Here is a 13,645-nt window from a genome sequence, read left to right on the forward strand (position 1 = left end):
CCTTCGACCGCCCGGCGGCCCGGTCCGCTCAGGGTGACAATTCTTCAACTGCGCGGATGCCGCTGTTGCCCTTCGAGTGCGCGGTTATCGCTGTTGCCCTTCAACTGCGCAGTTATCGCCGTTCCCTTCGATTGCTCAGTTTCGCTCGTCCCTTCGACTGCGCTCAGGGTGACAAACCTAGCCTTTGTCACCCTGAGCGCAGTCGAAGGGCAAGGCGATAACTTTGCGGTCGAAGGTAGAACAAGTACAAGCCGTCACACTGAGCGCACCGGGCCGGCGGGCGGTCAAAGCCTTTGTCACACTGAGGGGACCGGGCAGCCGGGCGGTCGAAGGGAGGGCAGGTGCTGTCGACGGAGCGAGTGCCGTCGACAGCGCCCAGCCAAAGCACTACTTCTTCACAATCCTGAAATTATCAACACTTCCGTTGAAAGAAGCAATCACAACATCAGGAGTATTAAACAGTACTTTCAGGTCCGTGATTTTGGAAACGTCGGTAATGGTGTTGCCTGCAGCATTCTTAAACTCGGACAGTTCTATTACTGCTGTTCTCCATCCATTGGTCTGGTAGCCTGTGGCAGCGTATTCTGTCGAGTTCCAGGGCTGGAATGAAAACGTATACTCGCTTTTGTCGGCGGTAATGGTTATGTCATACTTTCCTGCTTTCCAGGGCTCTGCGATGTTGTGCTCGAATTTGAACTGTCTGTCAGCAGCAGGTCCTGCGGGCAATTTGAAATCGAATGAACAGGTTGAAAATACCCAGGCATCATTGTATCCGGTAGCTGGCAGCTTGGTGCCTTTGATCCGGGAATATTTACCCGAAATGGCACCAGGATCATTAGCAGGCATGATAGGCGCAGCGCCCCAGCAAACTTCCGATCCCCAACTTGTGGCCGGAATGTCGAAATTGACCATGTTACCTTCATTGTCATTCACCTTGAAGTTTGTCTTGGCAGTACCGAATTCTCCTTCCACAGTTACCGCTCCCACTGTCGCAGTAGCGGGCATTTTCGCTGTAATCGATTTCACCGAGCTGCTCACAATCTGCAGACTGGTTTCTCCCACTTTCACCGACTTCACATTGTAGAAGTAATCGCCGTTGATCACGATATTACCACCGGGCTTGATAAATTCTGAATAAAGGCCGCTGATTACAGGGCTTGGCGCAGTGAGTACGAAATCGTAAGTAGCTTCCCCTCCATTGGTTACTACCCTGATCTTGCTCGAAACACCTGCGTCTACCGCTTTGGTAGGCGCATTGGCAGGAATCGTAATGACGATATTGGAGTTGCTGCCCAGCGCAGAGTTGAATGTAGCTTCGAAATCATTGAAGTAAACCTTCAATACACTTCCCAGGTTCTGGCCCTGGATTACGACCATGCTGCCCGGCTCGGCGGCTGTCAGCGAGCTGTCTGCTTTCGTTGGATCCAGCAAGCGCACGTTACTGATCACAGGCGCTCCGTCTATATCTTCATTGTTACAGCTCTGAAAGGAAACCAGCATACATGCTGCCGCCACAATTGCCAGACCTGTTCTATATAAATGCTTGAATTTCATATTTTGATTCGATTTGAGGTTAGTCTTTCAATTTGCTGAAATCAAAAGCGACCGGCTCGTTCTTCAAAGAAGGCGCATTCACGATCTCAGCTTCCGGGAATGGGAGGTACAACGTCGCATCCGACAGTGGGTAATACTCAGCCGGAGAATAGGTTACGCTGTATTTCTTCGGATTAGTAGAGCCCGCTACATAGCTCATGGTATAGTTTTCCTTGTGTTGCGAAGCTGTGTAAGCAATCGCTTTGGCAGGATTGAAGTAGTACCACCGCACAATCTCGTTCCAGGAGTTGCCTTCAAAGACAGTCTCAATTCTTCTTTCTTTGAATATATCTTCAAAAGTAAGAGAGGTTTTCAACGGCATACCTGCTCTTTTCCTGACTGCATTGAAGTATTCCAGTGCTTTCGGATCGGCAGTTGTTGCGCTGTTGCCGAGTACGGCGTCTGCGTAAATCAGGTACACTTCGGCCAGGCGCAGCATGTAGGAATTGATGTTGGCTGACATAAATCCGCCTAATCCGCCATTGTCTGCAGGAGAACCAACGATGTACTTCTTGATCGCCGACAATGCAGCTGGTCTTACATATTTCAGACCGCCATTTGCCTTATTGATCGTAGGATACACGTCCCCGTCAAACATACCGATCGCCTTTCTGCGCAAAGAGTCAGCCGGGTTTTCGGTAAAGTATTTTACAAGATCCGCAGATACACCCTGTGCCGCTCCCCAGCCATCGCCTGTACCGGTAATGTTGGCATCATAAGCGAAATAAGCCTGGAAAGAGTTGTTGATCCCCCATGGATTGCTGATCGGCATCCATTGCAGGGAGAACAAACTTTCAGGATTGTTCTTGGTTGCATTGTGGTTTGCGCTTTCAAAAAGCTCGCCGTAAGTCGGCGCGAGCGAAAGTCCGCTTTTGGTGATCACACTTTCAGCAAAATACTTAGCGCTATCCAGGTCAGACTGGTTACGTGTTCCATTCTGGTTCAATCCGGCACGCATCAGGTACATCCGCGCCAGCATTCCCTCCGCCGAGTATTTCGTCAAACGGCCTTGCACTGTAGTAGCAGGCAGGTTGGCTGCTGCAAAGCGATAATCCTGGATAAGCAGTTTCCAGATATCCTCCACTTTATTGCGAACCGGCGGCTCGTTGATCTGCGCTACATTGTCATACACGATCGGCACGGCGCCCCAGTTGGTAACCAGGTAGTAGTAGGCCGTTGCGCGCATAAACTTGCATTCACCCAGCCCCTGCGCTTTTACAGCCGCCGAAGCAGTGCTTCCGCTTGCTTCGTTAATCGCCTTATAAGCATTATTGCTCTGCGCGATGATTTTGTAAAAGGATTTGTAACCGGGCAAAAGCGTATTTACATCCGTAGAAGGAATCGCATGCTTTACATAAGCAGTACGGTCATTGGAATTCAGGTTTCCTGCACGTGCTTCCTGAAATGACATTGCTGCTTTGTCATTGAAGTCAAACCAAACAATGTTGTAAAGTGGCGCGGTACCCGCCAGGATCTCTTCGTCTGTTTTATAGAAATTACCAGAGGTAAGCGCGTCCAGCGGCGGACGGTCCAGGAAGTCTTCACTACATCCCTGCATGAGCGTTAAAGCCCCGATTGCCGCTATGAGTTTTAATTTGAATTGCATATAGAATATTTTTAAAAATCTGGGTATTAAGTCAAAAGTCCGGGTTTGTTAAAAATCAGCAAGCAGACCGAAAGAGTACATGCGCACCGAAGGATAACGTCCTGTATCAATACCTGCCATTACGGTACCTCCGTAGTTAACCATCCCGATTTCAGGATCATATCCTTTGTATTTGGTAATGGTGAAAAGGTTCTGCGCACCTACCGAAGCTTTCAATCCTCTCACGAAAGTGTCTTTCAAGATGCTTTTCGGGAAATTGTAGCTCAGCGTGATATTTTTCAGACGTACGTAGCTTCCATCTTCGATAAAATTGGTGTTCATCCGGTTGTTACCATTTGGATCTCCCGGTGCAATGCGTGGAATATGGTAGCCCGGGTTGGTAAGTGTTACGCTTTCTGCATCGCCTGCCTGGTAGCTGCTTGGTCTTGCGTAGTTGGCCACTGACGACCATTGGTTACCGAATACACCACCGTTGCCAGGGATTTCAGCGCGGTAACGTGGATAGTTCAGAATGTCGTTTTTGAAACTTCCGGTCAGGAATGCATTCAATTCGAAATTCCGGTACGTCATGTTGTTGTTGAAGCCCAGTGTGAATTTCGGCCATGGATTTCCGATCACCGTGCGGTCTTCTGCATCAATGACACCATCATTGTTCAAATCGCGGAATTTGGTATCCCCTACCCAGCTGCCAGTTGCCGGATTGATCGTCAGCTGGTTGTTGGAAGTTTGAATGGCGTGGTTTTGAATCTCACCGGCATTCTGGAAAAGACCGTCAGCCACATAACCGGTGATCATACTGGCAGGTTGGCCCACTTCTGTCTTGAAACCTACCGAAGTAGCATTCCAAACCGGTGTGATCGGGTTGAGCAGAGAGGTTACTTTGTTCCGGTCGAACGAAAGGTTCAGTCCCGTTTTCCAGTAAAATCCACCTTTGTCGATGTTAACTGTATTCAATGTAAAACCGACACCCCTGTTTTTCATCGAACCTGCATTCACAGCCGGCCAGCTCAGGTAGCCTGGCGAGTAGGCGATATCTCCACCATAAGTGAACGGATAAGAGTTCACGGTGATCAGGCTGGTGATGTTTTTAATGTAGGCATCCGCGATCAGCTCAATGCGGTTGCTGAACATGTGCAGGTCAATCCCCGCATTGATCACGTCATCTTTTTCCCAGGTAAGGAACTCGTTGGCGAAGTTGGAAGCCAGAAACCCTGTTCCCCAGCCGGTAGGTACGGTTTGTAGTGTAGAGAAAACCGCGTTTCCGCCGCTACCCTGGTTTCCGGAGCGACCGATCTCAAATCTCAGTTTCAGGTCATTGATCTCATTCACACTTTTCAGGAAAGGCTCCTCAGATACCCGCCACGCTACTGATACAGCAGGGAAGTTGCCCCAGCGACGTCCCTGACGGAATGCGGACGATCCGTCCATCCGGTAAGTACCTTGCAGGATATAGCGGTCATTGAAGGTATAATTCAAACGTGCGAAATACGATTCCCGCGAGCCCGCGCCTTTTCCGCTGCCATTGCTTACATTGGAAATCACCGATGCATCTCCACCCGAAAGCTCTTCAATGGTGTTGGTAATGAATTTCTTCCTGGTACCAGTCAGTGACTCGTAAGTGAACTCCTGCGCCTCGTGACCCGCCATGATATTGAAAGCGTGCTTATCCAGTTTCAGGTCATAAGTAAGGCGGCTGTGCAAGCTCCACCAGGTATTGGTGTTCACCGATCTGGTTGAAGTTGCTGCGTCCTGCGACACTACAAAGCCACCGATTGTATAAGAAGGGTGGAATGAATAATATTTAAGAAATTCCGCGCTTCCATTCGCTTCCGTGTGCCAAACGAGGTTTTTAGCCAGTTTCACATCTGCAAACAAGCTACCCAGGATTGAGGTCCGGCGGTTGTAATCATTGTAGATCTTGGAGATCATTACCGGGTTGGTAAACTGGAACTGCGTGCTTGAAGGACCGCCCCAGCTTCCGTCAGGGTTGGTAACCGGCACACTTGGGTTTTGGTCCAATGCAAGCTGGATGATACCTCCATTATTGGTATTTACTTTTTCTTCGGTAATACCAACGCTCATGTTCGCACCAATTTTCAACCAGCTGCGTGTCTGGTTTTCCAGGTTCAAACGACCATTATAACGCTTGAAACCTGATCCTTCCACGATCCCTTTCTGGTTGAAATATTCACCTGAGAGATAGTAAGTCGATTTTTCAGTACCGCCGCTTAATCCCACTGAATACTTCTGCAAAGTAGTCGGGCGGAAAAGTGCGCTTTGCCAGTTGGTACCTTCTCCCAGCACAGACGGATCTGCGAACTGGGGATCGGATGCGGTACTTCCCACTGCTTCCGCTTCATTTCTGAACTGCGCGTACTCGCGCAGGTTCATTACATCAATGTGTTTCGGCTCAGCCTGGATTGTCACCAGTGAATTGAAAGTAACTTTTGCCTCGCCTGCCTTTCCGCGCTTGGTCGTGATCATCACCACGCCGTTTGCACCTACCGCACCATAAATCGCAGTGGCAGAAGGTCCCTGCAAAACGTTAATGGTCTCGATATCATCAGGGTTTATGCTGGAAAGAATGTTGGAAAATCCGGTTGGCCGGTTGTTCGGATCGTCGCGCATGTTATCAGGCTTAATCTGCACGCCGTCAATGACATAAAGCGGCTGCGTGGTACCTGTCAGCGAGCTTAGCCCGCGGATCAGTACGGAAGGCGCTGCACCCGGCTGTCCCGAATTTTGCTGCACCATTACGTTAGCTGCGCGGCCCTGCAAGCCTTGTTCCAGCGAAGTATTGATGGTTTTGCTCAGGTCTTTTCCCGAAACAGTCACCTGCGAGCTGGAAACGTCCGTTTTCTTCATTTCACCATAACCTACTACCACTACCTCATCCAGGCTGGCAATACTTTCCTTCAAACGCACCTCGATCTTGGTCCTGTTACCTACCGGCAGCTCCTGGCTTTCGTAACCGATGAATGAGATCACGAGCGTATTGGCCGCTGCTGCTTCAATTGAAAATTCACCCTGCGTATTGGTGGTTGTACCATTGGATGTTCCCTTAATCACCACACTCGCTCCCGGGATTCCATCGCCTCGATCATCTGAAAGCACCACACCCGTCACTGTTCTTTTCGCATCCGCCTGCGCCCACACGCCACCCGCAGAACACACGATGGCCACTAGCATGAGGAGGGTCTGAAATAATGCTGGCAGGAACCGGAAGCTTTGCTTCACCTGCCGTTTTTCGTACAAATTTTGTTGCATGTTGTTTGGTTTTATAAGCCTGCCTATCCACCCCGACTTAGACATTTCCGCGACAGCTGTAAGCAGTAAAGGGATTGGTATAAATCGAATGAATAGTTGGACAAATGTGACTTATAAAATCATGTTTGAAGGTATCTTAATGTTTACAGTTAGGGCATCATTTGTAAACTGAGAGGCACATTCAGCTACTTTTTCGTCGTTTTTTACAGTTAAAACTCCGATCAGCAACAAAAAACGGGTAAAGAATGTGGCGCTCACATTCCTTACCCGTTTTAAAACATCAGATCATTAAATTGAACTATTCCGTTCCAGCTGGTTGCCCTGGCGGCGGTACTCGGTAGGCAATACCTGATACTCTTCCTTGAATAATCTCGCAAAGTACTTGGGATTATTGAAGCCGATCTGATAAGCGATTTCCGATACCGAAAGCTGGCTCTTTTCGAGCAGGTCTGCGGCTCTTCTGAGGCGGATGATACGGATAAACTCAATAGGCGTTTTGCCCGTGAGCGAGTTGATTTTCTTGTACAGGTACACCCGGCTCATCGACATGGCATCGCTCAGTTCTTCGACGGTATACTCGGGATTGGCGAGGTTATCCTCCACCACCCTGATCGCCTTTTTGATAAATTCCTCATCGAGCGAGCGCACCTGCACTTCACTTGGCCGTACCTGAATGTGCTGCTGAAACTGCTTTTGTAACTGGTCGCGCTGGCGGATCAGGTTTCGAATGCGCACCTGAAGAATGTCGAGCCTGAAAGGTTTGGTCACATACGCATCGGCGCCTGTCTGGTAACCCTGTAACTGCTGCTCTTCCTCGGCTTTGGCAGTAAGCAGGATAACAGGGATGTGGGAAATGCGGCGGTCGGTTTTAATGGTTTTGCAAAGTTCTATCCCGTCCATTTCCGGCATCATCACATCACTTACGATCAGGTCGGGTACGTTTTCAAGTGTTGCATTGAGCCCGAGTTTTCCATTCGCTGCTTCCAGGATCTGGTATTCCTGGCCAAGTACGTCTTTCAGGTAATTGCGGAACTCGTCATTGTCTTCCACCAGCAATACCACCGGCCTTTTTCGTCCGGGTGTTCCTGACGCAAGCGCCACATCAATTTCCGGCTGCGCCTGAACCACCTCCTCAGGCTCTTCCACGGGCATTGTTCTTGGTGCACTTTCCCTTAATGGCAATGTGACTGTAAAAATACTCCCCTGCCCTTCGCTGCTTTGCAGGTCGATACTGCCGCCATGCATTTTCACGAACTCGGCGGCAATGGAAAGCCCGATACCGCTCCCCTGGTTGATCATGTGGTCTGGCATCGGATGCTGGTAAAACCGCTCAAAAACGCGTTGCTGCGCTTCCGGGGGAATGCCGATACCCGAATCCTGCACACTGATTTCCAGCTGTTCTTTCGAATCAGTATCTGTTGAAATCCGCAGCTTAACCGCTACCTGGCCGTTCTCGGGCGTGAATTTGAATGCATTGGACAGCAGGTTATACATGATCTTGGAAAGCTTGTCCTGATCAAAATCGGCGTAACGTGAGGTTAATTCACTTTCAAAAACGTAGCTGATATGCTTGTGCTCTGACAGGTCTGAAAAGGTGTGGGCTATCTCCCGGATGAACTGCACAATATCGCCCGGCTCCGGATTGAAGCGGGTTTCCTCTACTTCCAGTTTTTTAAAATCGAGGATCTGGGTTACCAGATTCAGCAATCTCCTTGCATTGCGGTGAATCAGCGAGAGCTGTTTATGCACAGCGTGGTCCGACTGGATATTGTGCAGCAGGTTTTCCAGGGGCGTGAGCATCAGCGTCAGCGGGGTCCTGAACTCGTGGCTTACATTGGTAAAAAACCTGATCTTCATTAAATCCAGCTCGTGCATTTGCTGAGCGTGCCGCCGCTCCTGTTCAAGCTCGAAGTTCATCTTTTCCCTTTCGATCAAAACCCAGCGGGCGATCAGCAATGCGCCGATCACAAGCAAAATATAGATCATATAAGCCCACCAGGTACGCCACAGCGGCGGCAGGATTTCCAGTTCAAGTCGCCGCTCCGACGATGCACCGCCGCCCTTCATTCTCACCTTGAACACATAAGTCCCCGGGTCCAGGTTCGTGTAAGTTACCTTTCTTGTATTGTCCGCTTCAAACCACCGGTTGTTAAAGCCTGCGAGCTGGTAGAGGTACCTGTTTTTTTCGGGGTGTAAAAAATTTAATGCGGCGAATTCAATCGAGAACACATTCTGGCTGTGTTTGAGAACGATCCGGCTGGTTTCTGAAATGGATTTGTCCAGGATCGGCTTGCCCGAAATCAGCTCGCCGGGCAACACACTCTGATTGAAGATCTGAAAATCGGTGAGTGTTACGGGCGTGGCCAAAGGTTCATCGCGGATCCTTGCAGGGTCGAAAATAGAAAACCCGTTTGCCCCGCCGAATATCAGCTCGCCCGAGCGCAGTTGCAAGGCTGCATTTTCATTGAAGCCGCGGCCCTGTAATCCATCTATCTCATTATAGGTGCTTACTTCAAATCGCGCCGGAATGCCAGCCGCCCGCTTGGTAACACGCAGGTTTACCAAACCTTTCGGCGTTCCAAGCCAGAGATTCTGCTTTTTATCGACTACGATGGTCAGTATCGAATTATCTGGCAGACCGTGCCTGGTGCTGTATGAAACGAATCCGTTGCGCTTTCGGTCATAGCGGTTCAGCCCCTCCGAGGTACCTACCCAAATGTTGTCCAGACTATCGAGTGCGAGTGAAGTGACGCCGTCGCTGCTCAGACCGAGCGGGTTACCTGCCTCGTACATATAATGTACAAACTTCCCTGTGCTGCGTTTCAACACATCAATCCCGTTTGCAGTCCCGATCCACAGGTCGCCGTTCTTGTCTTCCAGCAAGGCAGAAATGTAATCCGAGCTCACCGAATTCGGTGCGAGCCTGCGGTAATGTTTGAAGGTTTTTTTATTTCTGTCAAACAGATCCAGCCCGTCGGCGAGGGTACCTACCCAGAGCCGCCTTTGGGAATCTTCGAAAATCTCCCAGACCCGGTCGTCAACCAGACTTGTTGAATCTGCCGGATCATGCAGGTAGCGGGTGAAAGTCTTGCCGTCAAAACTATTCAGCCCGCCAAAGTATGTTCCGATCCACAGCAAGCCGCTTTTATCAAGGAACATACTCACAATTACATTGTTGCTCAAACTCCCGGGATCTCCGGGAATATTCTTGTACTGGCGAAAAGTGTTCTTGCTCCTGTTGTAGTAAATCAGTCCGCCGCCATTAGTGCCAAGCCAGATGTTTCTTGCGCGATCTTCGGTAAAAACATTTACATCTTCAAAAGGCAAACTCCCGGGTACTGCGGGCAGGTGACGAATGAGCGAAAATTTGAAGATGTTCTCATGGTAGCTTGAAAATCCCTTTTTGAAAGTGCCCGCCCAGATCATTCCCGTGGGGTCTCTGTAAAGACTTAAAATGCTATTCTGGCTGAGCGTGCGCGGATCGTTTGCATTTGACAGCAAAGTAGTGACACTGCCGGTAGTCTTATCAAGAACATTGATACCGCCGTGGTCGGTCCCGATCCATATCTTACCCTCAGGCCCCTGCACGATCGCGCTGACCGCATTGTTGCTCAGCCGGAAATCAGGCCCGGTTGTACTTGCGACAAGCAGCCGGTTTTTTGCAGTATCAATATAAAATGCGCCGTACACCGCTTTGACCACATACACCCAGGGTTGCCCCTGCTCATCTGCAAAAATGCGGTAATTGGGCGATACACCCAGCTTTTTATCTTTCACCAGGTTAGTTTGAAAACCGGTACGATAGGATTGTGCATCAATGCGCGCTACGAGGCCGTCATTGTAAACAACCCAGAGATTACCCCGGCTATCTTCATTGAAATCGGTAATAGTCTGCGGAGATCCTGTTGCCGGATCTGCGGGCGGCCGGAATGCGATTTTAAGTAGCTTTTTACTCTTGGTCAGGTATTTAACCAGCCCCAGCTTGTTGTGATTAATCCAGTAATCACCAGCATGCGTTTTGACAATGGCGCCGAAGTTGGCGTCGCTTAATCCCAGGCGCCGTGCTGCCTTGTCTGCATTACGGTCAATGCTTTCTGTGGAAGGATCGTAGATATTGAAACCTTTCCTGGTGTTGATCCAGATATAACCTTCCGGATCTTCAAAAATCGAGTTGATAAAATGGTCTGAAATGCTTGTCGAGTCGGCAGGATCGTGTTTGAAGATCCGGAAAGAATAGCCATCGAAACGGTTTAGCCCGTCGGCGGTACCAACCCAGACAAAGCCGCGGCTATCCTTTAAAAAGCAATTGACCTGATTATGGGATAGTCCTTTTTCTGCATTGTAGCGCGAAAACTGGTAGTCGCTCGACTGGGCCACTACCATCTTCCTCCCGCTCAACAAACCGGCCAAAATCAGAAAACAAGCTACAAACCAACTTCGCATGAATGGAAAACAATCATTACTGTCTATTAATTTAAACTTGTTTTCACTCAAATCTTACTCTTCGTCAGGATTTATCTTCTGCTATCTATGCGGGTTGAGGCGTTTTGTAATGCATTAAACCGGGAAAAAGATCATAAAGGAGGCTCCTTCACCAGGCTGGCTGGCTGCCGTGATTGCTCCGCCGTGGTTAGCCACTACTTTCTCGCAGATAGCCAGCCCGATGCCCGTCCCATTGAACTCGTGCTTGGAGTGGAGGCGTTGGAAAACCTGGAAGATCCTATCCAGGTATTTTTCGTCAAACCCTATTCCATTATCGGTCACATCAATGCGGTAATACATTTTTGCATTGCGGACAGGCTTAACAGACCGGGGCAGCTCACTTTGCAAAACCTGCGCGCTGTTCACCCGGATGGTCGGAATCGAGCCGGGCTTCCGAAACTTCAATGCGTTGCTGATCAGATTCTGGAACAGTTGGCCTAACTGCAAAGCATTGCCCTGCACACTGGGTAGCGGACCTATCACAACCTCCGCGCCGGTTTCGGTAACAATCAGTTCCAGATCCGAAAGGACCGTATTAACAACTGTTTCAAGGGAAACGGATTCCGCTGCTTCCAGTTCGGTACTGATGCTGGAAAAATCAAGCAGGTCCCTGATGAGCACCGACATGCGGCCGGCCGCAGACTGGATCCTGTCGAGATAATGCCAGTCGTTGCCGCTGGCAGCTGCATTCTGCGTTTTTAACAAGTCACTAAACTGCCGGATCTTGCGTAAAGGCTCCTGCAAATCATGGCTGGCAACGTAGGCAAACTGCTGCAAATTCTCATTGGTGCGTAAAAGCAGCTGGTTCGCTTCTTCGAGTTCTTCATTGATGGCAAAGTACTCTTCATTCTGCGCGGCGAGTTCGGCGGTCCTGAGCTGGACAAGCTGTTCGAGGGCTTCCTGCCGCTGGCGAGAGGATGTGATATCCTGGGCAGTACCGAGCAATTTATAAGGCTGGCCGTGTTCATCATAAATCACCTTGCCCAGCGCATGCACGACCCGCTCCTGCGCTGACCCGAATGCGATAATGCGGTACTCGGCATCGTACACCCCCCCGGAACCCGGCGCCAGTGCCTTACTTACTGCTGTCGCAACAGTCGCGCGATCGTCGGGGTGAATTGGATTGTAGACCTCTTCCAGTACAATCTGGTCTCCCTCGAAACCAAACCAGGACTTGATCGCATCCGAGTAGCTAACCTTGCCGGTGGCGACATCCAGCTCCCAGGAACCGAGCTGGGCCAGTTCGATGGCGCCTCTGAGGCTCGCCTCTGTTTCCTGCAGCTGCTCCTGGGCCAGCACAAGGTCAGTCACGTCGGCAGCTGTGTTCATTACCCCGTAAACATTCCTGTCGGCGTCAAACAAGGGTGTAAATGTATATTTGAAATAAAACCGCCGCAGCTCGCCTTCTATCACAAGATCTACGCGCTGATTGGATGCATGAAAAGTTTTGCCGGTACGGTACACACCATCGAGCTGCTCATAAATCCCTTTTCCTGCGAGTTCAGGCAGCACTTCTGCGTAGCATTTGCCAACTACATCAGGGCCTTTTCCCCAAACCTCAATTATTGACTGGTTGACAAGCTGAATGCGCATTTCGGAACCTACATAGAGGCCGATCGGGAAAGGTGCACTTTCCACTACGCTCCGCAGCCGTGACTCACTTTGTTCCAGCTGGCGCCTCGCGAGTACCTGCTGCGTTACATTCTGACAAAGCACGATCACACCTGTGATCTCTCCGTCTACTTCTCTGTAAGGCTGGTACACCAGGTCCAGAAATCCTTCTTTCCTGCCTTCCTCAACAAGTACGAAATAAGGCTGTGCGTAGAGGTACAATGGTTCTCCGGAGAGCCGCACCCGATTGATGAGGTCGTGAAAAGGGTCTCTTCCTTCGGGGACGATATCGAAAATCCTGCGACCCTGCAATTCGCTCACGTTCCTGCCGATGAGCGAGGCGTATGCTTCATTTACAATCTCAATGCGCATGTCAGGCCCGCTCAGCATGATGATACCAACGGGAGCTTCGCGTACCAGATTCTGAAAACGCTGCTCTGAATGCCGCAGGCGGTTTGCAGTATCCTCCGATCTGGTGGTTTGGAGGCAGGTGACCAGCACGCCGTTGATCTCGTTGTTATCGTCATGAACCGCGCTCATGCTGTAAGTCCAGTGGCTGAGATCAGGCTGCGCATGGAGCTTGAGCGGGAAGACATCATCTTCAAACCAAAGTGCTTCCCCTCCTTCCAGTACCGATGTTATGTTTGGCGCAATGCGATTCCACGATTCATTAAAAATGGAAGCAGCCGGCTGGCCGATCACCGGCGAACCTTCACTAGCCGTAAAGCTGGCTTCGAATGCATCGTTGTAGAATGTGACCAGGTCTTTTCCCCAAAATAATGCGATTGGAAAGCGGGAACTCAGCATCATCTGCACGAGTGTGCGCAAACTTACCGGCCAGCGATCGGGCGTTTCCAGAGCAGAATCCGACCAATTATAATGTTGAATAAATTCACTCATGCGGCCATTGCCGGCCAATCGCATGTTCGCGTTTGTTTTCGATAAATCTTCCAAAAGAATACTATGATAAGGGCGGCAAGATAAACAATGTGCCGTAGGTTTCACAAAGGCGAATTCACAAGTTTCATGCCAATTACCGGGATAATACAAGTACGTGAAAGTATCAGCCACGACTTACAAATCACT

At 50.0% G+C, this 13,645-nt stretch carries 5 protein-coding genes; all 5 read right to left on the reverse strand.

The window, feature by feature from the left end:
- Positions 1-387: 387 nt before the first annotated feature.
- Positions 388-1,554 carry a glycan-binding surface protein gene (locus ASG33_RS09700; RefSeq protein ID WP_056283697.1) on the reverse strand — a complete coding sequence of 389 codons (1,167 nt, stop codon included), beginning with the start codon at positions 1,552-1,554 and terminating at the stop codon, positions 388-390.
- 19 nt (positions 1,555-1,573) lie between these two features.
- Entirely contained in the window at positions 1,574-3,199 is a 1,626-nt protein-coding gene (locus tag ASG33_RS09705; RefSeq protein ID WP_056283700.1) for a RagB/SusD family nutrient uptake outer membrane protein, read from the reverse strand.
- A gap of 48 nt (positions 3,200-3,247) precedes the next feature.
- Positions 3,248-6,466 carry a TonB-dependent receptor gene (locus ASG33_RS09710; protein WP_056283703.1) on the reverse strand — a complete coding sequence of 1,073 codons (3,219 nt, stop codon included), beginning with the start codon at positions 6,464-6,466 and terminating at the stop codon, positions 3,248-3,250.
- A gap of 288 nt (positions 6,467-6,754) precedes the next feature.
- The gene (locus ASG33_RS09715; RefSeq protein WP_082489167.1) at positions 6,755-10,909 is read right to left on the reverse strand and encodes a hybrid sensor histidine kinase/response regulator transcription factor; all 4,155 of its coding nucleotides are present in this window, start codon (positions 10,907-10,909) and stop codon (positions 6,755-6,757) included.
- Positions 10,910-11,023: 114 nt separating this feature from the next.
- Positions 11,024-13,459 (reverse strand): PAS domain-containing protein, encoded by a 2,436-nt coding sequence (locus ASG33_RS09720; RefSeq protein ID WP_162242736.1) that lies wholly within the window; start codon positions 13,457-13,459, stop codon positions 11,024-11,026.
- Positions 13,460-13,645: the final 186 nt, after the last annotated feature.

Origin of the sequence: Dyadobacter sp. Leaf189 (assembly GCF_001424405.1) — a bacterium.
Lineage (GTDB): Bacteria > Bacteroidota > Bacteroidia > Cytophagales > Spirosomataceae > Dyadobacter.